21 protein-coding genes and 1 tRNA gene are annotated in these 24,820 nt (G+C 38.0%); 12 read left to right on the forward strand and 10 right to left on the reverse strand.

Going from position 1 to position 24,820, the window contains the following annotated elements; all coding sequences use genetic code 11:
• Nucleotides 1–21: 21 nt before the first annotated feature.
• The gene (locus LW137_RS04825; RefSeq protein WP_233033735.1) at nucleotides 22–720 is read left to right on the forward strand and encodes a methylenetetrahydrofolate reductase; all 699 of its coding nucleotides are present in this window, start codon (nucleotides 22–24) and stop codon (nucleotides 718–720) included.
• A gap of 98 nt (nucleotides 721–818) precedes the next feature.
• On the opposite strand, the gene LW137_RS04830 is transcribed toward LW137_RS04825, so the two are convergent.
• The 4 genes from LW137_RS04830 to ligA all read right to left on the reverse strand — a co-directional run bounded on the left by LW137_RS04830 (nucleotide 819) and on the right by ligA (nucleotide 4,474).
• Nucleotides 819–1,199, reverse strand: a complete 381-nt coding sequence (locus tag LW137_RS04830; RefSeq protein ID WP_233033737.1) for a hypothetical protein — start codon at nucleotides 1,197–1,199, stop codon at nucleotides 819–821.
• A 4-nt stretch (nucleotides 1,200–1,203) separates the two neighbouring features.
• Nucleotides 1,204–1,944, reverse strand: a complete 741-nt coding sequence (locus LW137_RS04835; protein ID WP_233033739.1) for a hypothetical protein — start codon at nucleotides 1,942–1,944, stop codon at nucleotides 1,204–1,206.
• A 142-nt stretch (nucleotides 1,945–2,086) separates the two neighbouring features.
• A complete protein-coding gene (locus LW137_RS04840) occupies nucleotides 2,087–2,449 on the reverse strand; it encodes a DUF5655 domain-containing protein (protein ID WP_233033741.1) in 363 nt (120 codons plus the stop codon).
• Between the two features lie 78 nt (nucleotides 2,450–2,527).
• Entirely contained in the window at nucleotides 2,528–4,474 is a 1,947-nt protein-coding gene (gene ligA / locus LW137_RS04845) for an NAD-dependent DNA ligase LigA (RefSeq protein ID WP_233033743.1), read from the reverse strand.
• 110 nt (nucleotides 4,475–4,584) lie between these two features.
• On the opposite strand from ligA, the gene aspS reads away from it, so the two are divergent.
• The 8 genes from aspS (at nucleotide 4,585) to guaB (ending at nucleotide 15,541) form a co-directional block, all read left to right on the forward strand.
• Entirely contained in the window at nucleotides 4,585–6,336 is a 1,752-nt protein-coding gene (aspS, locus tag LW137_RS04850; RefSeq protein WP_233033754.1) for an aspartate--tRNA ligase, read from the forward strand.
• Nucleotides 6,333–6,905, forward strand: a complete 573-nt coding sequence (locus LW137_RS04855; protein WP_233033756.1) for an adenylate kinase — start codon at nucleotides 6,333–6,335, stop codon at nucleotides 6,903–6,905. Before aspS ends, LW137_RS04855 begins: the two co-directional genes overlap by 4 nt.
• A 9-nt stretch (nucleotides 6,906–6,914) precedes the next feature.
• Nucleotides 6,915–7,436 carry an inorganic diphosphatase gene (gene ppa, locus LW137_RS04860; RefSeq protein ID WP_233033758.1) on the forward strand — a complete coding sequence of 174 codons (522 nt, stop codon included), beginning with the start codon at nucleotides 6,915–6,917 and terminating at the stop codon, nucleotides 7,434–7,436.
• A 76-nt stretch (nucleotides 7,437–7,512) separates the two neighbouring features.
• On the forward strand, nucleotides 7,513–8,820 hold the full coding sequence (locus LW137_RS04865; protein ID WP_233033760.1) for a TolC family protein: 1,308 nt from the start codon (nucleotides 7,513–7,515) through the stop codon (nucleotides 8,818–8,820).
• A gap of 46 nt (nucleotides 8,821–8,866) precedes the next feature.
• Entirely contained in the window at nucleotides 8,867–9,586 is a 720-nt protein-coding gene (locus LW137_RS04870) for an efflux RND transporter periplasmic adaptor subunit (RefSeq protein WP_428845621.1), read from the forward strand.
• Between the two features lies 1 nt (nucleotide 9,587).
• On the forward strand, nucleotides 9,588–12,641 hold the full coding sequence (locus LW137_RS04875; RefSeq protein WP_233033764.1) for an efflux RND transporter permease subunit: 3,054 nt from the start codon (nucleotides 9,588–9,590) through the stop codon (nucleotides 12,639–12,641).
• Nucleotides 12,642–12,721: 80 nt separating this feature from the next.
• Nucleotides 12,722–14,086 carry an Asp-tRNA(Asn)/Glu-tRNA(Gln) amidotransferase subunit GatA gene (gatA, locus tag LW137_RS04880; RefSeq protein ID WP_283092250.1) on the forward strand — a complete coding sequence of 455 codons (1,365 nt, stop codon included), beginning with the start codon at nucleotides 12,722–12,724 and terminating at the stop codon, nucleotides 14,084–14,086.
• A 9-nt stretch (nucleotides 14,087–14,095) separates the two neighbouring features.
• Nucleotides 14,096–15,541: an IMP dehydrogenase gene (guaB, locus tag LW137_RS04885; protein WP_233033768.1), complete on the forward strand. Its 1,446-nt coding sequence runs from the start codon at nucleotides 14,096–14,098 to the stop codon at nucleotides 15,539–15,541.
• On the opposite strand, the gene LW137_RS04890 is transcribed toward guaB, so the two are convergent.
• Genes LW137_RS04890 through pyrG form a run of 3 tightly spaced genes read right to left on the reverse strand, consistent with a single transcriptional unit; the run spans nucleotide 15,532 to nucleotide 19,564 of the window.
• Nucleotides 15,532–16,419: a pseudouridine synthase family protein gene (locus tag LW137_RS04890; protein WP_233033770.1), complete on the reverse strand. Its 888-nt coding sequence runs from the start codon at nucleotides 16,417–16,419 to the stop codon at nucleotides 15,532–15,534. The genes guaB and LW137_RS04890 overlap by 10 nt on opposite strands.
• The gene (gene recJ, locus LW137_RS04895) at nucleotides 16,419–17,942 is read right to left on the reverse strand and encodes a single-stranded-DNA-specific exonuclease RecJ (RefSeq protein WP_233033772.1); all 1,524 of its coding nucleotides are present in this window, start codon (nucleotides 17,940–17,942) and stop codon (nucleotides 16,419–16,421) included. Before recJ ends, LW137_RS04890 begins: the two co-directional genes overlap by 1 nt.
• Entirely contained in the window at nucleotides 17,936–19,564 is a 1,629-nt protein-coding gene (pyrG, locus tag LW137_RS04900; protein WP_233033774.1) for a glutamine hydrolyzing CTP synthase, read from the reverse strand. The genes recJ and pyrG overlap by 7 nt, the downstream gene beginning before the upstream one ends.
• 154 nt (nucleotides 19,565–19,718) lie before the next feature.
• On the opposite strand from pyrG, the gene LW137_RS04905 reads away from it, so the two are divergent.
• Nucleotides 19,719–19,796: transfer RNA gene (locus LW137_RS04905), tRNA-Met, on the forward strand.
• A 32-nt stretch (nucleotides 19,797–19,828) separates the two neighbouring features.
• On the opposite strand, the gene LW137_RS04910 is transcribed toward LW137_RS04905, so the two are convergent.
• Genes LW137_RS04910 through LW137_RS04920 form a run of 3 tightly spaced genes read right to left on the reverse strand, consistent with a single transcriptional unit; the run spans nucleotide 19,829 to nucleotide 22,890 of the window.
• Nucleotides 19,829–20,497, reverse strand: coding sequence for a 16S rRNA (uracil(1498)-N(3))-methyltransferase (locus LW137_RS04910; RefSeq protein WP_233033776.1), 669 nt, complete (start codon nucleotides 20,495–20,497; stop codon nucleotides 19,829–19,831).
• Complete coding sequence (locus LW137_RS04915; protein ID WP_233033778.1) at nucleotides 20,497–20,916, reverse strand: hypothetical protein; 420 nt, start codon at nucleotides 20,914–20,916, stop codon at nucleotides 20,497–20,499. Before LW137_RS04915 ends, LW137_RS04910 begins: the two co-directional genes overlap by 1 nt.
• 9 nt (nucleotides 20,917–20,925) lie before the next feature.
• Nucleotides 20,926–22,890 (reverse strand): OPT family oligopeptide transporter, encoded by a 1,965-nt coding sequence (locus LW137_RS04920; protein ID WP_233033780.1) that lies wholly within the window; start codon nucleotides 22,888–22,890, stop codon nucleotides 20,926–20,928.
• A 225-nt stretch (nucleotides 22,891–23,115) separates the two neighbouring features.
• On the opposite strand from LW137_RS04920, the gene LW137_RS04925 reads away from it, so the two are divergent.
• Both LW137_RS04925 and LW137_RS04930 read left to right on the forward strand, forming a co-directional pair.
• Nucleotides 23,116–24,423 carry a sulfite oxidase gene (locus LW137_RS04925; protein ID WP_233033783.1) on the forward strand — a complete coding sequence of 436 codons (1,308 nt, stop codon included), beginning with the start codon at nucleotides 23,116–23,118 and terminating at the stop codon, nucleotides 24,421–24,423.
• A 9-nt stretch (nucleotides 24,424–24,432) separates the two neighbouring features.
• Nucleotides 24,433–24,762 (forward strand): cytochrome C, encoded by a 330-nt coding sequence (locus tag LW137_RS04930; RefSeq protein ID WP_233033785.1) that lies wholly within the window; start codon nucleotides 24,433–24,435, stop codon nucleotides 24,760–24,762.
• Nucleotides 24,763–24,820 lie beyond the last annotated feature (58 nt).

Below are 24,820 nucleotides of genomic sequence, written 5' to 3' on the forward strand. Positions count from 1 at the left end.
ATTATAGCTAAGGAGTGGGAGTTGAGGGGAGTTGAGTTTGTCCCAAGTGATGATTTTCAAGAAGATATCAGAATCTTAGAAGAGTTATTGAGTTTTTTTGAGGTGGATTTTGTTTTGATTCCAGATAATCCCCTTGGCAATCCAAGCGTTTCTTCGCTTGTGAGTGCCACAATGATTGCCAATGCTTTGGGCATCAAAACTATTGCCACAATTAGCGGAGGGGGGAGAAGCAAGGAGGTGGTTAGAGCTTGTCTAAAGGGGGTGAAATATGCAGATCTTTTGGGAGTTGCTTGTGTCAGTGGAGATTGTCAGGGTAGCTATGGAATCAGTGCCTTGGAAATTTTGGAGTTGGCAAGAGAATTTGAATTTTTTAAGATTGTCAGCATGCGTGATTTGAAAGCTAAGATCCAAAATGGAGCAACGCATGCGATTACTCAACCCTTATTTGATAGCAATAAATCCTTTGTTGAAAGTATTCCTGTCTTTTGGAATTTTATGCCTGTTTTTTCTCATTCTACCTTTGCAAAAATCGCCAAAAATCAAAAACAACTTGGCTTTGATATCCCAAGCTCTTATCAAAATAGCTCTGATCTTATGGCGGAGAATGCAAGGCTTTTGGAGATGATTCTATCCTCTTGTGACAATCTATATCTCACACCTTTGAATCTCAAAAAGCAACTTCCTTATCTTAAAGAGTTATTTTTATTGGTCGGTGTTTGATGTGGAGATTGATAATTTTGTGAGTCCCTCCCCCTATAAGGCAAGATAGCTTAAGACAATCTGAAGATTTTTTTAAGATGGTGAGATGAAAGGTTTCCCTAATAAAAATCTTTACACAATGCTTTGAGTAAGTTGGGATTGATTCCGCCATTGATAGATTGATTGGTTGTGAGAAAACCAATAATGCTACCTTTTTTGATGAGGATAGGTGGAGTGTCTGACGATGAATTGTTGGCTGAGCATGGGCTGTGAGAATCTCCAAATATTCCATACTCATTAAAGATTGATGTTGGGCTATAGGGGTTTCCATAATTGCTAATTTCATTAAAAATTGAATCGCTTGAAAGAGAGTTTTCAATTTTTCCCAAATAGGTATTCTCATCATCTTGAGCAATAATTGATGCACCCTCTAGGAGGTAACATAAATCATTGCAATGGCCAAATAAACAAAGAATAAAAAGAATCAAAAACCTTTTCATTGTCCTATCCATTGATTTGATAAGATTGTTTCATAATGTCCATAATATCTTCAAGTTGATTGATATGGTTGTAGATGATTTCAAAGTCCCTTCCCCATATTCCGCTTTCTGAAATATCTGTCACAATCCCTTTGGGATCAAGAAATCTACTAGAATGATCTTTTTTGAAATTTGGATAAATCTTGATTTGTTTTTTTTGAATCAATGCAGATCCAACGCTTCGGATATTTCCTCTAAAAATAACATAAACGCGCGTAAAGTCAATCTCGATATTTGTATCAAGTTTTAGCATTTCTTCTTTGAAGGCAAAATACATTTCTTGAATGCGCGGAGGAGCAATGAAAAGATGATCTTCTTCTGTGTAGAAATCTTTTTTTATTGTAGTTCTTGGGATTTGCAAATGTGTTGTTTCTTGAATTTTCTTAAAAACAGAATCTTTGCAATGTTGTTTGAGAAGCTTGAGTTCTTCTAAAGAGATTGTTTTAAGCATTTCTATTTTTGAAAGATAAGTTTGAATCTCTTTGTTTTCTTGCTCCATTTTCAAAATCTCTTCTACAGTTTGAATATATTGATATACACCCTCCTCAATTGCTTTTTTGCGTTTGATTAGCTCAGCTTCTGCTCGCAAAACTTTGACACGATCTAAATCAATGGTCGAAAAATTTTCAAATACATATTTCTCCCATTGTTCAACCTCTTCTAGGGTTGCTATGTGGGAAAGTATTTTTTCTTCTATTGCTTTCATTTTGTATCCTTAAATAAAAATTATAGGGGAGAAATTCCTCTATTGATCAATATAAAATAAACATATAAAAATAAACATAAACAACTATAAAAAATAGATTATCTTATGGATTCCTCTAGACACTCAAAAGAGTTTTGAAAAATCAAAACCGATTCTTTTCATAGGATTGTTTAATTAAAGAAAGCACATAGTCTAAATCTTCAATTCTTGAGAAGGTGAGTCTGGAATTTGCTCCACGTCTCGAAAAGGTCATATTCTGTAACATACTGCAGGGATCTGTAAAATTGTCTCTATCGCAATTAAAGCTAATTTGCAAGCCTGTTGAGCCTTCAAATCTGGCAACCGCAAAATTCCTATTTCTAGAACCTCCCTTAAATGAAATTTGTGTACTATGAGCGATTATGGGGAAGTTTGAGAATTTTCTTATTTTCTCTTCAAGGGCAAAAAAGAGTTGTTTTTGTGAATAAGATGCATTTTCTTCTAAAAATTCTTGGATAGTTTTCATTTCCTAATCCTTTTTTATAAATTTGAAAAGGAATAATACTAAAAAATTACTAGAAAACAACATAAAATAAAAATTTATCTATATTTTTCTATTTAATTCCCCCTCACTCAAACACTCCACCCCTAGCTCTCTAGCCTTTTCTAGTTTGCTCCCTGCATTTTCTCCATAGATGACATAATCTGTTTTTTTGCTTACACTTGAGCTGACCTTGGCTCCCAGAGATTCTAAATATGTCTTAATGCTCTCGCGATCTTGGCTCATTGTCCCTGTGAGCACGACACTTTTCCCATAGAGCCAATGTGAGCTATCGCTTGATTTGGCGGGGCAGGTGGGAGAGATGATTTCAAGCAAACGCTTGATTTTTTCAGAATTGACAGAAATGAACTCGCTAAAAGATTCCGCCATTTCCTCTCCAAATCCATCAAGAGAGAGAAAATTTTCTTTGTTTTGATTAAAAACCTCTAGCCCAAAAGCATTTTGGAGCTTTTTGCTTGCACCCTCTCCGATATGTTCAATCCCTAGGGCATTGATCAATCGCCATAGTTCCACGCCTTTTGTCGCTTGGATTCCATCAAGTGCATTTTGGGCCTTTTTTTCTTTCCACCCTTCAAGCGCGAGCAGATCTTCTTTTTTGAGAGAATAAAGATCTTCGATGGTTTGAATGAGTTTTTGACTATAGAGTTGCTCAATGATTTTTCCGCCCAAGCCATCAATATTGAGCGCTTTTTTGGAAACAAAATGGGCGAGGGATTCTTGGATCCTAGCAGGACAGGTGAGATTTTGGCATTTGATAAATTTCTCTTCAATGAGCAATTCGCTTTGACAAATAGGGCATTGTGTTGGACGCACAATAGGGGTTTCATCGCCCTTTCGCAAAGCACTTAGGGGCTTGATGATTTTGGGGATAACATCACCACTTCGGATAATGATCACTTGATCCCCGATTCGGATATCTTTTTTGGCAATTTCTGAGAAATTATGCAAAGTCGCGCGTGAGATCATCGCTCCTTCAATTTCTACAGGATCAAGTTCAGCCACAGGAGTGATGATCCCTGTGCGTCCTACTTGAAGCGTGATAGAGCGTATTTTTGAGCTCTTCTCAATTGCGGGGAATTTATAAGCACAGGCAAAGCGTGGGGATTTGATAGTAAATCCAAGGGAGCGTTGTGTGGGAATCTCATCTACAACGATCACCATTCCATCAAGCATAACAGGATATTGATCACGATTATTGAGAATCTCTTGATAGCACGCTTGGATTTCATCAATGGATTTGCAATGTTTGATAAAAGGAGGTTTAAAAAATCCATAACTAAAGATTTCATTGACCAATCCAAAAAAGCTTGTGTGCTTTGAGGTGTGATATCCAACCCCCCAAGGGATAAAATTGAGTTTGCGTTGAGCAACGATTTGGCTATCAAGTTGTCTTAGGCTTCCCGCTGCGGCATTGCGAGGGTTAGCAAAGAGGTTTTCTCCATTTTGAGCCCTTTGGGCATTTAAAGATTCAAAGTTTTGTTTGTTGATAACCACCTCTCCGCGAATCTCAATTTTTTCTTGAAGGGGTATGGAGAGAGGGATAGAGTGAATTGTGCGTGCATTTTGCGTCACAAGCTCACCAATTTGCCCATCTCCTCTTGTGGTTGCTGTTGAGAGGATTCCATTTTCATAGCAAAGATTGAGTGATGCCCCATCAAATTTGGGAGAGCATACAAAGGAGGATTGAGGATAAGCTTTTAAAATCCGATCTACCCATTCTTTGAGCTCTTGAGTGTTGAAAATATCATCCAAACTCCACATTCTTTGAAGGTGAGTGTTCTTTTCAAATTCTTTTAGCGGAGTATCGCCTACTCTTTGGGTAGGGGAAGTGGGATCGATGATGTGAGGATGATCAGATTCGTATTTTTTAACTTGGTGATAAAGGAGATCATACTCTTCATCTGTAGCGATTGGATCATCCAAAACATAATAAGCATAAGCCATTTTTTTGAGTTGCGTTACGGATGTTTGATAGTCAAAAGATTTCATTGTTTTGCCTTTAGTTTTACTTTAAACCCTTTGCAAAATTGTAACACTTAAATTTAGCCTAGGATAGATGGGTTATAATTACGAGTTTTATCCAATCAATCGGAGTGAAGATGTTAAGAAGTCATTTGTGTGCAGAGTTGAGTGAGGCTCATATTGGGCAAGAGGTGCAGTTATGCGGATGGTGTAATACCTATCGCGATCATGGTGGGGTTGTATTTATTGATTTGAGGGATAGAAGCGGTTTGATTCAACTTGTATGTGATCCTAGCTCAAAAGCTCACGCGCTTGCTTCAAGTGTGAGAGATGAATATGTTTTGAGAATCAAAGGGTTGGTGCGAGCTAGAGGAGAAGGGCTTGAAAATCCAAAATTGGCTACAGGAAAGATTGAAGTTGTTGTTGAAGATCTTGTAATTGAAAACAAAAGCGCTACTCCGCCAATTGGGATTGGAGATGAAAGCGTGGGAGAAGATTTAAGGTTGAAATATCGCTATTTGGATTTGCGTTCTCCTAAGGCTTATAAGATTTTTGAAATGCGTAGTAAGGCTGCAATAGCTATTAGAAACTGTATGCATAAAATGGGGTTTTTGGAAGTAGAAACGCCCATATTGACAAAAGCAACTCCAGAGGGGGCAAGGGATTATCTTGTCCCAAGTCGTGTTCATGAGGGAGAATTCTTTGCCCTCCCACAAAGTCCGCAGATTTTTAAGCAACTTTTAATGATGAGCGGATTTGATCGTTATTTTCAGATTGCAAAATGTTTTAGAGATGAGGATTTGAGGGCAGATCGTCAGCCAGAATTTACACAAATTGATATTGAAATGAGTTTTTGCGAACAAGAAGATGTGATGGAAATCGCAGAGCAGATGATTTGTGAGGTTTTTGAGGCGTGTGGAAAAAGTGTGCAAAGACCTTTTATGCGTATGAAATATTCACAAGCGATGGAAGAATATGGAAGTGATAAACCTGATTTGCGATTTGCAATGCCTTTGGTTGAGGTGGCTGATTGCTTTGTGGATTCTAATAATGAAATGTTTGCATCTATTGCAAAAGATTCTAAGGCTAATCGCTTCAAGGCACTCAAAGTAGAGGGAGGAGATAGTTTCTTTTCACGCAAAACTTTGGGAGAATTAGAAGACTTTGTGCGAAAGTTTGGAGCTAAGGGACTTGCCTATATTCAAGTCAAAGAAGATGAGGTAAAAGGCCCGCTTTATAAGTTTATGAGTGGGGCAAGCTATGCAAAACTTGCTCAAAGATTGGATCTAAAAGTAGGAGATATTGTCTTTTTTGGAGCAGGGGAGAAAAAGATCGTATGGGATTATATGGGGCGATTGCGTCTCAAAATCGCACAAGATATGGGAATGATTAATGAGGAGATGTTGAAATTCTTGTGGGTGGTAGATTTCCCAATGTTTGAAAAAGATGAAGGGCGAATCAAAGCCTTGCATCACCCCTTTACAATGCCAAAGGATCTCAATAAAGATGACATTGAAGAGATAGAATCTGTAGCTTATGATATGGTGCTCAATGGCGTGGAATTGGGCGGAGGAAGTATCAGAATCCACAAAGAGGAAATCCAAAGCAAAGTATTTGAGCTCTTGGGCATCACACAAGAAGAGGCTCAAGATAAATTTGGATTTTTATTGGAGGCTTTAAGTTTTGGAGCTCCTCCACATGGAGGGATTGCATTTGGCTTTGATCGTATGATGATGCTCTTAAGTGGAGCAAGCAGTATCCGTGATGTGATTGCATTCCCCAAAACACAAAAGGCAACTTGCCCTCTTACTGATGCACCAAGTGCTGTGAGTTTGGAGCAACTAAAGGAATTGCATATTCGATTGAGAGAAAAAAAGGAGAATAAATGAAAAAATTATTTTTAATCATTGGTGCCCCAGGAAGCGGGAAGACGACAGATGCGCAAATTATTGCACAAAACAATCCTGAAGAGATCGTGCATTATTCAACAGGAGATTTACTTCGAGAGGAAGTAGCAAGTGGAAGTCAAAGAGGACAGTTGATCAATAGCTTTGTTAGCAAGGGAAATCTTGTTCCTCTTGAAATTGTTGTTGAGACGATTGTGGGAGCAATCCAGAGGGCTCCTAAGGAAAATGTCATCATTGATGGGTATCCAAGAAGTGTAGAACAAATGGAAGCTCTTGATAAGGTGTTGAAAGATCGCGATGATGTTCAGCTTGTAAGTGTTATTGAAGTGGAGGTAAGCGAACAAGTTGCTTGTGATCGTGTTCTGGGCCGAGCAAGAGGAGATGATGACAATGTAGAGGTGTTTAAAAATCGTATGAAGGTATATCTTGAGCCTTTAAATGAGATTGAAGCATTTTATAACCAATCCAATCTTTTGACAAAAATCAATGGTGAGCGAACAATTGAAGAGATTGTTGCTGATATTGAAGCTCATATTCGAACTAAACTTTAAGGAGAAGAGATGAATTTAGAAAAAATCAAAGTTGGACAAAATCCAGAGAAAATCAATGCAGTGATTGAGATTCCCTATGGAAGCAATATTAAATATGAGATTGATAAGGAAAGCGGTGCTGTTGTAGTGGATCGCGTGATGTATAGCGCGATGTTTTATCCCGCAAACTATGGATTTGTTCCCAATACATTGAGTGATGATGGTGATCCTGCTGATGTGCTTGTATTAAATGAGTATCCACTCCAAGCAGGAAGCGTGATTGCTTGCCGTTTGATTGGTGTTTTGTTGATGGAAGATGAAAGTGGAATTGATGAGAAGCTTTTAGCAGTCCCTGTAAGTAAGATTGATCCACGCTATGAAAAGATTCAGAGCTTGGAAGATTTGCCTCAAATTACACTTGATAGAATCAAAAATTTCTTTGAAACTTACAAAATGCTTGAACCAAACAAATGGGTAAAGGTCAAAGAATATAAAGGCAAAAAAGAAGCGGAACAAATTTTGCAAAAAGCAATTGAGAATTATAAAAGCTAAAATATTTTCTAGAAGTTTATATTTTAGGTCTAAGATTCGCAATTTTTTTAGGATTCCAAATTTTGTAGGATAAGAGATGAAAGCAAAAGTGTTGGTTGTATGTTGTTTGACTTTACTTCAGATACTTTGGGCAAACCAATCTGAAGGGAAAAAGAATGTGAAGCAAAAGTTTGGAATTGATCAGCTTTTGCCAAAGGAAACAAAGGGGGCTGTTGGGTTAGAAGAACTTCTTCAAAGGGCTAAGGGTAACTATCAGCTTATTGCCAAAGGAGATGCGGTCGCCAAAAGCGAAGCAGAAAAAATGGCTGCATATTTGGAGTTTGGTCCTACACTCTCGGCAAGTTATGGGTATCAGTATCAAACAAATCCATCAGTGAGTGGAAATTATTATGGGGGGAATAGTGCGAGCCTAACGGCAAATTGGGAGCTCTATAGTGGCTTTAGCACAATCAATAAGGTTAAACAACAAAGTGCTTTGCATCGAGCAAGCATTGCTGAGAAGCAATACTCAGAGCAAAATCTCTACCTTCAAATTATTCAGCAATATTATGCTTATTTTACAAATTATTCCAATCTTGTTTCTTTGCAGCAGAAAAAGAAGCTATTGCAAAGCAATGTTGAGCGGTTGCAAAGACTATATTCATCGGGTCTAACAACTGTTGATGATCTAGAATCCTTAAAGGCTGAGGCTTCATTGACAGATTATCAGATTGCTCAAAAAGAATTGGAGTTGGAGCAAAATCGACTCAATCTCTCATTGCTTACTAATAGTCGTGTTGTGCAACTTAAAAGAAATCATCTGAAATTTCCAAATATTAAAGTCAAACAAGAGCGAGCAGATATTACTGCTCTCAAAGAGCAGGCAGAAAGTATTGGCTATCAAAAGAAGCAACTTTCTTATGCTCCAAAAATTAGTCTTTATAACACCTTTACATATAACGATAAATTCGGCGATGATTATTTGAGGCCAGAGCACAAGATTCAAAATGTTGTTGGTGTTTCAGTCAGTATGACTTTGGATTCATTCTCTCTTTATAAGCAAAGAGAGGCAATTGGGCTTAGTCAAATGCAAGCTCTTAAAGAGTTGAATTACAAAAAAGAAGAACAGAAAAAAGACATCGCACTTTATAAAAAATCTCTTGATATTGCCAAAATCAAAGTTAAGTCCGCAGAAGCAGGCTTGCGGTCAGCTCTATTGACTTTTGAAAATGTAAGTAAGCGTTATGATGCACAACTTGTCAATTATGTGGACTATTTAAATGCTTTGAGTCAGAAATTTAATGCCGAAGCGACTTATGTTGAAAGTCTCAATGACTATGAATTACAAAAAGCAAATTTTGTTTTTTATAGCGGACAAGATTTAGAAAAGTATATTGAGAGATAAGGAGGAAAATTTGAAAAAGTTATTTGTTTTGTTTTTATCTTGTTTTTTGTGGGCATCAGATCTTCCTTCCAATGTAGAGAAGAAAGAAAATATTTATGCAATTTTCAATATTGAGGCATTTCAGGATGCAAATCTTGCGCTAGATAGCTCGGGAATCATCTCAGATCTTTTGGTTGATGTGGGTAGTGAAGTCAAAAAGGGGGATATTTTGCTTTCTCTTGCCAATAAAGATAAAGAGGCCAATGTAAAGGTCCAAGAAGCTCAAAGCAAAGCAATAGAAGAGCAATATCTTTTTGCAAAAAAGCAATATGAGCGCTATAAAAAAACAAAAGGGGCTGTTGATCGCAACACATTGGACAAATACTATTCTGATTTTAAGAATCTAGAGAGTAGTTTTATGCAGTCAAAATTCAATGTGGAGTATCAAAAAGAACTTCTAAATAAAACAATTCTTAGAGCTCCTTTTGATGGAGTGATTGCTTCAAGAGAAGTTCAGCTTGGGGATGGTGTGGGAGCCAACAATACAACACTATTTCGTCTGATAAGCAAAGAGACTAAGATGATCTTGGAATTTGATGTGAAATATGCAAATCGCGTGAAAGTAGGAGATGAATTTGTATTTATGTTGGATGGAAAAGAACAGAGAATTAAGCTAGAAAAAATCTATCCTGTCGTGGATCAAAAAACGCGTAAAATCAAAGCAGAAGCCAAGGTTGAGGGATTGATCCCAGGAACTTTTGGTGATGGGTTTATAAAGGTTTATTGAGATGTATAAGTTTGCAATTAGTCGTCCAATCACGACGCTTATGTTTGCCTTATCTCTCGTCTTTTTTGGAATTTTGGCTTTGAATAGAATGCCAGTTTCTTTGTTTCCTGATATTGACTTTCCTATTGTTGTTGTTAAAACGACTTATCCGGGAGCAAGTCCAGAAACTATGGAAACAAAGGTGACGGATAAAATCGAAGAGGCTGTTATGGGGATTGATGGGGTCGATAAGGTAACTTCTACGAGTGTGCGAAGCGCAAGTGTTGTTGTCATAAAGTTCAAGCTTGAAAAGTCAATTGATGAAGCAGTCAATGATGTTAGAGATAAAGTATCTTCTGTTCAGCTTGAAAGTGGTATTAATTCTCCAACAATCGATAAGGCAGATACAAGTGGGACCCCTGTTATCACTCTTTTTGTAAGCAGTGATCAAGTGCCAATAACTGATTTGATGAAGCATGTTAATGATCGCGTGAAGCCTGTTTTTCAGCGTGTATCAGGTGTTGGACTTGTTGATTTGAAAGGTTATCGAGAAAGGGTGATTAAAATTTTCCCCAATCCTACATTGGTGAATAAATATGGGATTACTTATTCTGATGTTGCAAATGCATTAAAAAATGGGAATGTGGAGATTGATGGAGGGAAGATTGTTGATACGACAAATGAGTGGACAATTATTACTGATTCAAATAGTCAAACCATTCAGGATCTTGGAAACATTCAACTTGCCGATGGAGTAAGACTAAAAGATATTGCTCAAATTGAAGATGGTCTTTCAGAAGATACAACTTATGCGACTTATAATGGAAAACCTGGTGTTGTGATTGATGTGCAAAAGATTGCGGGAAAAAATGATATTGAAATTGCTGATGGGGTAAAAGCTCTAATTCCTCAAGTAAAAGCTTTGGATAATCGCTATGAGATCAATATCGTCAATGACAGCACAGACTATATCAAAGCCTCAATCGCTGATGTTAAGTTTGACTTGATTTTGGGAGCCTGTTTGGCTGTCTTTATTGTTTTTTTCTTCTTAAGAAGTGCAACGATTACTTTGGTTTCAGCGATCAGTATTCCTGTTTCTGTTATGGGGACTTTTGCTTTGGTCCATTTTGCTGGATTTACGCTCAATATGATCACTCTTTTGGCCGTAACTCTTGCTATTGGAATTATCATCGATGATGCTATCGTTGTGATTGAAAATATTCACAAAAAACTCGAATCAGGATTGAGTAAGAGAGAAGCTGCATATGAGGGTGTGAGAGAGATTGGATTTGCACTTGTGGCAATTTCTGCCATGCTTTTATCTGTTTTTATCCCTGTAGGTAGTATGAGTGGGATTGTGGGGAGATTTTTTCAAAGCTTTGGGATCACGATTGCCTTAGCGATCGGTTTGTCTTATATTGTAGTCATTACGGTGATTCCAATGATTAGTGCTATTGTTGTAAGCCCCGATCAGTCGCGTTTTTATCACATAACTAAGCCATTTTTTGAGCGTATGGATGCAATTTATGCCAAGATCCTAGCCTTTGTTTTGCATTATCGATTTGTTGTGATTGGAGCAGTTTTTGCAGTTTTTGTTGGCTCAATTTTCTTATTGGGAAAAACGGGTGTTGAATTTATGCTTCAAGAGGATAAGGGCAAGTTTAATGTATTTGTTTCGACTGATCCTGGAATTAGTCTTGAAGAGATGAAGCACAAAACACTTGCTTTGCAAGAAATTGTCAATCAAGATCCAGATGTGGAGTTTAGTACTCTTGAGATTGGATATTCTAATGGAACGATCTATAAAGCAAAGATTTATGCAAGTCTTAAGGATATCAAAGAAAGAAAAAGAGGGCAATTTGAGATTGCTGATGATGTAGTAGAAAAGCTCAAATCAAGTCCTTTTTCAAAGAATATGGATATCAGCTCAAGCGAGGTAAGTGATTTTGGTGGAGGGGATAATTCGCCCTATCAGATGAATATCTTGGGGACAGATTATGAGAAAGTAAAGCAAAGTGCGATAAAGCTTATGGAGTTTTTGGCACGCAATCCAAATGTTCAAGGGATTCACTCAAATTACACAGAAGATCAACCCGAATATAGAATCAAAGTCAATCGTGCTTATCTGAATGAATATGGAATCTCTCCATCCGAGCTTGGAAATCTTGTCAGCTCTGCATTTTCTGGAGAAATGGCTATTTCTTACTATAAGGAGGGCGGAAGAGAATATGATATCACTATAAGGGTTCCAGATTCTCAAAGAGTTTCTATTGATGATTTCAAAAAGCTTCAAATCAAAAATAAAGATGGAGATTTGATGTTTTTGGATGGATTGGTGCATATTGAGAAGACAGCGGCCCCATCAAGTATTGCAAGATTGGATAGACAAAAAAATATTGTTGTTTACGCTACACCTAAGCGTGATAGTGGAGTGAGCCTGGGGGATATGATCAAGGCAAGCATTGCTTATAAGGATGAGTGGCTTCTTGATGGAGTAAGTTTCAAAACTCAAGGGGATGCTGAAAATATGCAAGAAACTGTTGATGCCTTTGGTGTAGCAATTTTGACGGCATTTGTGTTGATTTATTTGATCTTGGCAGCACTTTATGAGAGTTTATTGCAGCCTATTATTATTATGGTGACACTTCCTTTGAGCTTTGCGGGTGCCTTTATTGCGCTATTTGTTGTTGGACAACCTCTAAGTATGTTTTCATTTATGGGGCTTATGATCTTGATGGGCCTTGTAGGGAAAAATGCGACATTGCTCATTGATGTTGCCAATGAAAAGCGAGCAGAGGGAATGCATATTGATCAGGCTCTTGTAATGGCGGGTGAGCTTCGATTGCATCCTATTTTAATGACAACAATTGCAATGGTATTTGGAATGCTTCCATTAGCGATTGCTACAGGAAGTGGATCTGCGATGAAGTCTCCTTTGGGGATCTCAGTTATTGGTGGTTTGTTGATTTCTATGGTGCTTTCATTGCTTATTGTTCCAGCGTTTTATAAAATTTTGGCTCCTATTGATACTTGGACACAGCGTTTTTATAAGCCAAAAGAGGGAGATAAGTTTTAATTCAAAAACAAAAGAGGGGGAAATTATGAGGGTTTTCTTCAAACCCTTTTAGCTTTTTCTTATAATTGAAAAAATATTTTTTGGAGAATAAGATGATAACTCTCAAAGAAGCCCTACAATTAGATCAAGAGCATCTTGAAGCAATAAAACAAGAAATCAAACAAAAAACAAAAGAATCAAAACTCAACGCCTATATTGGAGAGATTGAAGAAAGTCAAAATCAAGGAGTACCAATCCTTATTAAGGATAATATCAATGTTAAAGGGTGGGAAATCACTTGTAGTAGCAAAATTCTTCAAGGCTATATTTCTCCATATCATGCAACAGTGATTGAAAAACTACATCAATCCAATATGTGTGGTTTTGGGCGTAGCAATATGGATGAGTTTGCGATGGGGAGTACAAGTGCAAGTAGTTGTTATGGTCCCACATTTAACCCAAGAGATCTCTCAAGGGTTCCTGGGGGGAGCAGTGGAGGAAGTGCAGCAGCTGTAGCTGGAGGATTGGCTATCGCAGCTTTGGGAAGTGATACGGGAGGATCGATTAGGCAACCTGCAGGGTATTGTGGCTGTGTGGGTTTGAAACCTACATATGGACGCGTGAGTCGCTATGGACTTGTCGCTTATAGTTCTAGCTTGGATCAAATTGGTCCAATTACTCAAAATGTCGAGGATGCAGCGATTTTACTTGATGCAATCAGTGGGCAAGATGCGTTTGATTCAACTGTTGCTCCTTTGGAATCAACCCAAACTTTTTCTCATCTTGATGAAAACAGGAAATTTAAAATTGCAGTTTTGAGAGATTTTCTAAATAATGCTGATAGGGAAATACAAGATGCATATGAAAAAACAATCACGCTCTTAGAATCGATGGGGCATACAATTGTTGAAAAAAGTATGCTGGATCCAAGTTATCACATTAGTGCTTATTATGTGATTTGTACTGCTGAGGCTAGCTCAAACTTGGCAAGATTTGATGGTGTGCGATATGGGAAGAGGGCTGCAGAGATTGCCAATCTTTCTGAGTTGTATCTCAAGACTCGTAGCGAGGGGTTTGGAGAAGAGGTGAAGCGACGCATTATGCTAGGAAATTTTGTTTTAAGTAGTGGGTATTATGATGCTTATTATACGAAAGCCCAAAAGGTAAGAGAATTGGTAAAGGCCGAGTATGATGCGATTTTTGCTGATTCTGATATGATTTTGTGTCCTATCGCACCTAGCGTTGCTCCTAAATTTAACAGCACACATTCTCCTTTAGAGATGTATTTAAGTGATATTTATACCATTTCAGTTAATCTTGCAGGATTGCCTGCCCTCTCTCTTCCTGTGGGGCTAAATCCTGAGGGGCTTCCAATTGGAATGCAGTTGATTGGAAAGGCTTTTGATGAACAAAGTATTTTGGATGCGGGTTATGCACTTGAGAAAAAAATTGGAAAATTGTTTTAAGGAGATGAAATGAAGATTGTGCAAAAAGCTTTGACTTTTGAAGATGTATTGTTGATCCCTGCTTATTCTGAAATTCTTCCAAAAGAAGTATCTCTTCAGAGCACCCTAAGTAAAAATATCAAGCTCAATATCCCCTTTGTGAGTGCGGCAATGGATACTGTGACAGAATATCGCACAGCTATTGCAATGGCTCGTTTAGGAGGGATTGGGATCATTCATAAAAATATGGATATTGATTCTCAAGTAGAGCATATTCGCAAGGTCAAAAAAAGTGAGAGCGGAATCATCAATGACCCTATTTCTTTGCGTGCTGATTCAACACTTTTGGATGCAAAGAAAATTACAGATAATTACAAAATCTCTGGTGTGCCTGTTGTTGACGAAAAAGGGATTTTGATCGGCATTTTGACAAATCGTGATATGAGATTTGAAACAGATCTTTCTAGGAAAGTATCAGAATTGATGACAAAAGCTCCATTGATTACTGCAAAAGAGGGGATTAGTCTTGATGAGGCCAAAGTGAAAATGCACGAACACAGAATCGAAAAACTCCCAATTGTTGATCAAAATAATGTGCTAAAAGGCTTAATCACAATCAAAGATATCCAAAAAAAGATTGCTTATCCCAATGCCAATAAGGATCTTCATGGAAGATTATGTGTGGGGGGAGCAATTGGTGCGGGACAGATAGATCGCGCAAAAGCTTTGCATGAGGCAGGAGCTGATGTATTGGTGCTTGATAGTGCGCATGGTCATAGCAAAAACATCATTGCAACATTGGAAGCAATTAAGAAAGAGATGCAAATTGATGTGATTGTAGGAAATGTTGTAACACCTCAAGCGACATTGGATTTGATTCAAGCAGGAGCAGATGCTGTGAAAGTAGGTATCGGGCCAGGCAGTATTTGTACAACGCGAATTATTGCAGGGGTAGGGATGCCACAGATTTCGGCTGTTGCAGGGTGTGCTGAAGTGGGGCAAAAATATGGTGTGCCAATTATTGCAGATGGAGGGATTAAGTATTCTGGAGATGTGGCAAAAGCTCTTGCTGTGGGTGCTTCAAGTGTTATGATCGGAAGTCTTCTTGCAGGGACAGAAGAAAGCCCAGGGGATTTGATGATCTATCAAGGAAGGCAATATAAGAGCTATCGTGGAATGGGAAGCATTGGGGCAATGACAAAAGGAAGTAGTGATCGTTATTTTCAAGAGGGAACAGCTCAAGATAAGCTTGTTCCTGAAGGGATTGAAGGGCGCGTTCCATATCGTGGAAAGATTGCAGATATTGTGCATCAACTTGCTGGAGGGCTTAGAAGCTCAATGGGTTATCTTGGAAGTAAGGACATTCCTACACTTTGGGAAAAGGCAGAGTTTGTTGAAATCACTTCAGCTGGCCTTAGAGAATCTCATGTGCATGATGTAGATATTACAAAAGAAGCTCCAAATTATCACGCTTGAATCTGAAGAGAGAAGGGGCAATACTTCTCTCCCAAGAAATTAAATTCTAGGGAATAAGCCCAGAGATGTAAAAAAGATGATCCAAAAAATTCTTCTCTTTGCATATCACTCAACTCTTTTTCTAGATACATTTGCGCATATTGATCTTGACACCCATAGAGGGGATCTCCAAGAATAGGGTGGCCAATAAAAGAAAGGTGCAAGCGGATTTGGTGCGTGCGTCCAGTAAGGGGCTTGATGCGCAAAAGTGTTGTGTTGTTATCAGAATCGTATTGGATAGGAATGATGAGGGTTTGAGAATCTTTTCCGTGGGGAGAAATTTTTGAACGAATGGAAAGATTTTGAGACTTTTCCCCTTTGAGTGGAGTGAGAATAGGGACAGAGATTAATTGCTGATGTGTGATTTTCCCTCTCACTCTTGCAAGATAGGTTTTTTGAATCTGATTGTGTTCAAAAAGTAGTTTGAGTGAAGCTTCATAGTGTTTATCAATCGAACATAAAAGCAGTCCCGCTGTTTCATAATCTAGACGATGAGCAGGGTTTGCAGAAGGACCAAAGTCAAATTTGAGTGCATCACATAAACTGGGGTGATTATGTGTTCCCTTGGGGTGTGTGAGGAGTTTGTGTGGTTTGTCATAAATAACAAAGTGGGGTGTTTGTAATATCTTTGGGATTTTAAGAGGAGTGGGAAAGAAATGCGTGAGCTGAACTTCTCCTATGATGTCTTGAGATTTGTGAATAGGGATTTGATTTTGTCTTAATCGACCCTTATCAAGAATTTTTTGAGCCTCTTTTTGGGTGCATTGCAATGTTTGCATTAGCCATAAAAAAGCCTTTTGAGTTTGATGGATTTGATAGGTTTGTGTGATGAAGGGCATCAGGTCTGAACCACAAGCATAGGGGAGGAGCTAAAAGAATCTTGAGTGATATAAAAAGTCAGTGGATCACAATTACTTTCAAATTCTGTGCAAAAAAAGGCAATAGCCTTGATGGGTTTTGATGTTGGGGATTGTAGGGTGAGAAGTGTGTGATTTTTTTCTTTTCCAATGAGCTTTTTTGAGAGTATAGGAAGAGGAGAAAGGGTAAAAAGAGGTTTTGGATTCCCTTCCCCATAGGGGGCAAATGATTTGAGAAGAGAGAGAAGATCGTTTGTGAGGAGATGGGGAGGGAGCTCTCCAAAGATGCGTTCTTCTTCTTGATCTTCTTCAATAATGGCTTTGAAATTTTGTAGAAAAGTTTGTATATCATTTGGGCCAATTTTGATACCTATTGCACCCTTATGTCCCCCAAATTCAATAGGGATATTTAGAGATTCTAGGCTTTTAATTAGATGAGTATTGCCAAATGCACGACCACTCCCTTGATAGATTCCATCTTTGGAGGTCAGAACAAATGCGGTTTTTTGATAGTCTTGCACAAGTTTTCCAGCCAAGATTCCCAAAATCCCATCATGCCAATCCTCTCCGCAAGCAAGCACACAATGTGAAGAAATCACAAGATGATTTTTCACTTGAATAAGTGTATCTTCTTGGATTTTTTTACGCTCTGCATTGAGTGCTTTTAGGGTTTGAAAATGACTGAGGGCTTCCTCTTGAGTTTGACTTAGAATAAAAGAGAGTGCAATATCTGCTTGAGCCATACGACCAGAAGCGTTTAAAAGTGGGGCAATATAAAATGCAATACATTCCTCATCGATTTCTGCATAGTGTTTGCTTAGAAAGATTGAAAATGCAAAACTTGGATTTTTGAGGAGAGAAAGTGATTTTTTAAGGATTGTTCTATTGAGATTTTTAAGAGGCATCATATCTGAAACGCATGCAATCCCTACGAGCTCTAGAAGTGGTGTGAGGTTAAGCTCAAGTTGTGCACAGACTTTGATTGCAGCACAAAAATACCAAGCAACCAAAGCACCGCAAATATCCTCTTGGACAAATCCACTGACTTTTGGGTTGATGATGAGGGCTTGAGGAAGAATATCTTTGGGGGTATGATGATCAGTAATGATTAGAGTTTTCCCTTTTTCTTTGCAAAATTGGGCTACTTCAATGGCTGTGATTCCATTATCTACCGTAATGATCAAATCAGCCTGCGGAAAGCGCTCCAAAATAGCAATAGAGATTCCATATCCATCACTGAAGCGATTGGGTATCACATAGGAAAAATGAGGATATGCAATCAATCTAAAAAAATGCACCATAATTGCAGTAGAGAGAATTCCATCTGCATCATAATCTCCGACGATAAGAATGTGTTGTTTGCGTTGCATTGCTTGAAAGACCAAAGATGCCCCTTCTTGGGTGTTTTGAAGTTCAAAGGGGTGAGGGATGTGGCAAAGTGAGGAGATTGTATCTCCCTCAAAGCGTTTTGCAAGTTTAGCTTTGATTGTCTCTAAAGTCAGCATTTATGTTTTAGGGCTTGATGGACAAATTCTAGGATAATTGGATTGGGATTTTGTAATCTTGAGGTAAATTCTGGGTGAAATTGCACAGCGACAAACCATGGATGATCTTTGAGCTCAATTGCCTCAATCAACCCATCGCTTTCTCCACTGATAATCATTCCAGCTTTTTCTAAATCTGTGCGATATTGAGGATTGGCTTCATAGCGATGGCGATGACGCTCTTTGGCAACTTCAAGGTTTTTGTATGCTTGTTTGAGTTTTGAATCTTGTTTGAGCTTACAATCATATTCTCCAAGTCGCATTGTTCCGCCAAGTGGAGAAGTGTGAGTGCGAATTTGCTTGCATCCTTCTTGATCAATAAAATCTTCAATCATATAAATCAATGCTGAGGAAGAGTGTGGATCAAACTCACTTGAGGTGGCATTTTGGATTCCTAAAACATTTCGGGCAAATTCAATGATGGAGAGTTGCATTCCTAGGCAGATTCCCAAAAATGGGATTTGATTCTCTCTAGCATATTGTATTGCTTTGATTTTTCCTTCTACTCCTCTTTCTCCAAACCCTCCAGGGATTAAGATCCCATCTAGATTCTCAAGGATAGAGAGATTGGATTGATCAAGGCTTTCGCTATCAATCCATTCAATTTGCACTTTTGTATCAAGATTTGCTCCAGCATGGATAAGAGCTTCAGTAAGGGATTTGTAGGATTCTTTTAGACTTAAATATTTTCCAACAAATCCAATTGTGACATTTTTTTGTGGAGCAATGATTCTTTGGACGAGCAAATCCCATTCTTGCATATTGGGCTTAAATGGAGGAAGGGAAAAATTGCGTGCAATGGGAGTGAGGATGTCTTCTTTAAGAAAGTTGAGTGGGACTTGATAGATGCTTTGTGCATCTTGTGCGACAATCACACTATCATCAGCCACATCGCAACTTAGAGCAATTTTTCTTTTTAGATCTTGAGTGAGGGGTTTTTCGCTACGTGCAACAATGATTTGGGGTTGAATTCCAATGCGTCGCAATTCTTGGACGGAGTGTTGTGTTGGCTTTGTTTTGAGCTCTTCTGCTGTTTTGATATAAGGAACAAGTGTAACATGGATGCTTAGCATATACTCATTGCCAAGCTCATGTTTCATTTCTCTGATTGCTTCAAGATAGGGCATTCCCTCCATATCTCCTACTGTCCCACCAAGCTCCACAACCAAAAAATCATTCCCCTCTCCTACATTGCGAATACGCTGTTTGATTTCATCGACAATGTGAGGAACAATTTGGACAGTTTTTCCTAAATATTCTCCTTTTCTTTCTTTTTCGATGACGGATTGATAAACCTGCCCTGTTGTGAAATTATTTTTCTTCTCTAAGCTTTTGTTAAGAAAACGCTCATAATGTCCAATATCTAAATCTGTTTCAGCACCATCTTGAGTGACAAAAACCTCACCATGCTCTAGCGGACTCATTGTCCCAGGATCAAGATTGATGTAAGGATCAATTTTAAGAATTGAAACCTCAAAGCCAGAATGCTTAAGAAGTGTAGCAATAGATGAGGAAGTGATCCCTTTTCCAAGAGAGCTTAATACACCACCTGTGACGAAGATATATCGTGTTTGTCGATTCATTTTAATCCTTGAGTATTTTGGATTGTATAAAATCTGTGATTATAGCAATTCTGTTAAAAAGTAGATGATTGTGTTGGTGTTAAAATGAAAAAGAGAGAAAATCTAATTTTTGCATTGACTTTTTGAGTTTTTTGCTATAAAATCCCGCCTTTATGTCAGGGTAGCTCAGCTGGTTTAGAGCGCTGGTCTCATAAGCCGGAGGTCGGGGGTTCAAGTCCCCCCCTTGACACCATCTTCTTATTTTTTATTTTATCCCCTATGTTTTTAGAATACCTGCATTAAGCTTGCGATGTATATGCATGCACTTTCAGATTTCAAGATCAAGTTTTCTTTTGTTGAAAAAGTAGGGAAGTTTTGCAGTTTTTCTCTTTCGCTTGGGCTAAAGCCACCTTCTGGACCGATAATGATAGGAACATCAAGAGAAGATTTTATTTTTTCTCCTCCAAAGTCAAAAATGGCAAGATTTTCATAGGTTGATAAAACATGTTCAAGATTTGTCAGACATTCAATCTTGACAAAATCACTTCTCCCGCATTGTTGCGAGGAGTTGATTAGGATTTTTTCAAGTTTTTGAAGATCTATTTTTTCATTTTTTTGTGAATAATCTGCATAAAACAATGTGAGTTTACCTACTCCAAGCTCATTGAGAAAGGGTAGGGCTTTTTGGAGGTTTCTTGAATCAATGATTCCAAGAATAAGATGTGAGGGGGATTTTGGTTTATTTGGAGAATGAGTTTTTGTTTCAAGAGAAAGTGTTGCACTTTTTCGATCAATATGAATTTGTCTATATTGGTAGAGCATGTCATCTTGAAGATTCCGAAAATAAAGAAGTTGAGCTTGTTTGGTGCGTCTAGACTTATAAAGATGCTGATAGGTTTCATCTTTGATGATAAGTTGTGCATCTCCTGCTTGTTGGTGATAAATGAACTGCATTACTTGCTCCAAAAAAAGATAAGAATAAATCCAACTAAGTCTAATAGGTAAAGAATTTTGCAGAATCGAACATATCTAAGCATGGCTTCTTGGCTAGTTCGTCTTGCAACCTTGAGGATTCTTATCCTAAATATTTCACCTATAAAAACAAAAAGCCAATATCCACACATAGCAAAAGCAACCATTGAGAGATATTTTTGGGTGATTAAGACATTGATTCCACTCAAAAGAGAGACGCTCAAGAGAAAGAAAATAAGGGGCATTGCATACCAGATTCTTTTGTTAAGTGAGGGGAAATTTTTGTAAGTGTAAAGTGTATAGAGATTGAGCACAAAGGGGAAAGCAAAAAAAGCACCAAAGAATGCGTGGTAAAACACAAGATCTGAAAAGGCTTTTTGTATCGTGTTGAGTTCTTCCATAATTTTTCCTTATTGTTTGAAATGTTTGAGGGTTCTATATATAAAAAATAGGGCAAAAACAAAGAAAGCAAATCCTAAGATTTCTGTCATTCCTTGAGTGAGAAAATTGAAATCAAATAAGTTTCCATCTCCACCATTCCCAATAGAAATCACAATGGCTCCTGCCAAAACCATCCCCATAAGGCTTTCTCCTACAATAAGACCAGAAGAGAGGAGAATCCCTCTGCGTTTAAAGGTTTGTTGTTTGTCTTGAGGGATATTTTTTTGCATAAAATGAGCCAATAGAGCCCCAAAAAATATAGGAATGGTGACAATGGGTGGAAGATAGATTCCCATTCCAATTGCAAGAGGAGGAAGTGAAAATTTTCTTTTTTGAAGTAGAAAATTTATTGTAATGAGAAATATTCCCAAGATAGCTCCTAGTGCAATATGAAGCCAATCAAGCGTGCTTTTGAAGATTCCCTCAGCAATAGAGCTCATAAGGAGTGCTTGAGGGGCGCTGAGAGCATTAGATTCGCTCATTCCTTCTCTAGGAAGATGTCCCACAAAACCATAAGCTTCATACAAGAGATTCATAACAGGACCAATTACTGATGCCCCTACAATGCACCCAATCATAAGGATAAATTCTTGCTTCCAAGGCGTGGCCCCCACAAGCTGACCTGTTTTGAGATCTTGAAGATTGTCATTGGCAATTGTAGAGATTGCGATGACTGTTGAGGTCGAAAAAAGTGCAAGAGCGATAAAAAATTTAGCGTTGTCTCCAAAAACCTCAAGAGAAAAGACTTTTGCAACTCCCAAAACAATCAAAGAGAGCAGGATGACGCCAATGATTCCAATTCCAGAAATTGGACTTGATGAAGATCCAACCAAGCCAGCCATATAGCCACAAGTAGCAGACATTAAGAAGCCGATTAGAATCGAACTTAAACACATTGTAAGTGCTAAACTCCAACCCACTATAGGAGAAAAAGAAGTTGAGAAAACAAACTGGTAAAAAACACCAATAAGAATAAGGGTAGTGGATAAAAAGATTATAGCCATCCATTTCAAGGGAAGATCTTGCGGGGCATGAGCTTGGATAGAAAATGAGTTTTTAAGTCCAGTAAAAGTGGGTTTAAGCATTGTTAGAAGTGTCCAGATGGCTGAGATTCCAATTACACCCACTCCGATAAAGCGCACTTGATCTCTCCAAATTTGAGTGCCAAGCTCTTCAAGTGTGGTAGGGAGAGCAGAAGAGTTTAAAAGGAGTTGAGCATTTGTGAGCATTTCATTGCTTTGAGAGCCAAGTAGAGGGACTAAGACCCCCCAAGCTAAAAAAATTCCTAGCAAAATGGCACTCCCTACATTTAAACCTACAAGCCATCCGGCCCCAACAAGAGCTAGAGAAAAACCTACGGGAATTTGAAAGATTGCCTTGCCAATATTGAAAAAATATCCAAACCCATCAGATGTAAGGCGAAATCCTTGAGAAAGTAAGATAGAAAACGAAGAGAGAGAAGCCCCAAGAAGCATTTCTTTCATTCCACTTTCTTTATTTTCTCCAAGTTTAAGGACTTCTGCAGCGGCCCTTCCTTCGGGATAGGGAAGTTTATTTTTTTCAACAAGTTCGATTCTAAAGGGAATTGTAAATAAAACACCCAAGATTCCACCTCCTGCGCAAACAAGAAAGGTTTGCCAAAAGTCAAATCCGCTCCAATAACCCACAAGAAATAAAGAGGGGATAATAAAAACAACTGCCGAAAGAGTTCCAGCGGCCGAAACTTGAGTTTGAACGATATTGTTTTCTAGAATGCTATTTTTTCCTAAAAGTTTAAAAAATGCCATTGAAAGAACCGCAGCAGGAATTGATGAGGCAAAAGTCAAACCAACTTTTAAACCCAAGTAAAGATTGGCTGTTGTAAAAATAAGTGTAATAAGAACTCCTAATAAAAGACCGCGAAAAGTAATTTCACGCATTACTTTTGTTTGCATTAAACATCCTTATAGACCAAAATTGAGAATCTAAAATTTTATTATGAAAATTTCATTTTATTCCTGATAAAAAATCTCTAGAAAGTAAAATTTTTGTTTATTTTGATTCTAATTTTAAAGTAAAATTATCTTTTACAAGATAAAAGATATTGTTTCTTTCATCTTCTAAAAAGTAACTGTTTGTAGCTCAAAATGATACAAAACCTTCAAATAAAGGAGAATGCGATGAAAAAAGGAATTCATGAGGTTTATGCTCAAGACCCTCAAAAGGCAGATCTAGATATTTTTGGACGAGAAGTCGATCCTGTAAGTCGTAGAGGATTTCTTAAAAAAACCTCTCTTTTGACAATGGCTTCTATAGTGGGAGCAAATATCCCTTTTGCGCAAAATATGCCAGGAGGATTGATTCCAGCATTATTGGCTAATAGCGATCAGCCTTTTAGTGTAGAAGGAAAAGATGGTTTGATTTATTTAAATGATCGTCCAGTCAATGCTGAGACTCCACCACAATTTTTAGATAGTCCATTTACAGAGCCAAAATATTTCTTCATCCGTAACAATGGAAATCCCCCAGAGCTTAAAGATATTGATCCTAAAACTTGGAAGCTTGAAATCAGTGGAGAATCTTGCCAAAAGCCTCAAAGTTTCAGTATTGAGGATCTTAAGAAAAAATTCAAAACTTATACTTATGCTTTAGTGATTGAATGTGGAGGAAATAGCCGTGCAGAGGTTGTTCCAGCAACAAAAGGAAATCAATGGCAATTAGGGGCAGTGGGATGTGGAAGATGGACAGGTGTAAGGCTGAGAGATGTTCTTGAATATTGTGGAATCAAGAAAGATGCGCAATATATTGGTTTTTATGGAGCAGATAAACGACTTGATGGAGATGAAAGCAAAGAAGTTATTTCTCGCGGTGTTCCAATGAAGAAGGCTTTGGAAGATGAAACTTTGATTGCTTGGTCTTATGAGGGGCAAGACATTCCTTATATGAATGGATATCCATTGAGACTTGTCATTGGAGGATGGCCAGCTTCGGTATCTGGAAAATGGCTTAAAAAAATTGTTGTGAGAAATAAAGTTCATGATGGTGTCAAAATGAATGGTCAATCTTATCGTATTCCTTGCAAGCCTGTTGCTCCAGGTGAAAAAGTGCCCGATGAAGATATGTGTATTATGGAATCAATGGTTGTTAAGTCAATTATTACCCATCCAATTTCTGGAATTAAGACTCCATTGAATAAGCAACTTGATCTTAGAGGAAAGGCTTGGGCTGGAGATAGAAGCGTAAAAGAAATGTATGTCAGTATTGATTTTGGGGCAACTTGGCAAAAAGCAAAGCTCAAAAAACCTCTTAATCGTCTTGCATGGCAAGAGTGGAGTGCAAGTGTGAAATTCCCACAAGAGGGATATTATGAGGTATGGGCGAGAGCTGTTGATGATGCAGGAAAATCTCAACCTATGGTTCTCCCACAATGGAATCCAAGAGGTTATCTTAACAATGCCTGCCATAGAATCGCTGTGCGTGTTATCTAAGGATTTGTGATGAAAAAAGTAGTTTTGGCTTTTGTGGCTTGTCTTTCTCTTTGGGGGACAGAGATTGACAAAGAAACAGGATTAAAGGTGGCAAAAGGATTGGAAGAAGTAAAAGCAAACTGCACAGTATGTCATTCTGCAAATTTTATTATTCAATCTAAGCTTAATCGCGATGAGTGGTTGACAACGATTCGGTGGATGCAAGATACCCAAGGACTTTGGGAATTTGATCCTCAAACTGAAGATATTATTTTGACTTATTTGTCAACTCAATATCCGCAATCAAACACTTCAAGAAGACGCCCTCAGCTTGATAAAAGCTTGCTTCCTCCAAAATAAGAATTAAAATAGGGGGAGGGGGTATTAGAATCGATGAAGTGTGAAGATTATTGATCTA

The sequence above is a fragment of the Helicobacter kayseriensis genome, from assembly GCF_021300655.1.
Taxonomy (GTDB): Bacteria; Campylobacterota; Campylobacteria; order Campylobacterales; family Helicobacteraceae; genus Helicobacter_G; species Helicobacter_G kayseriensis.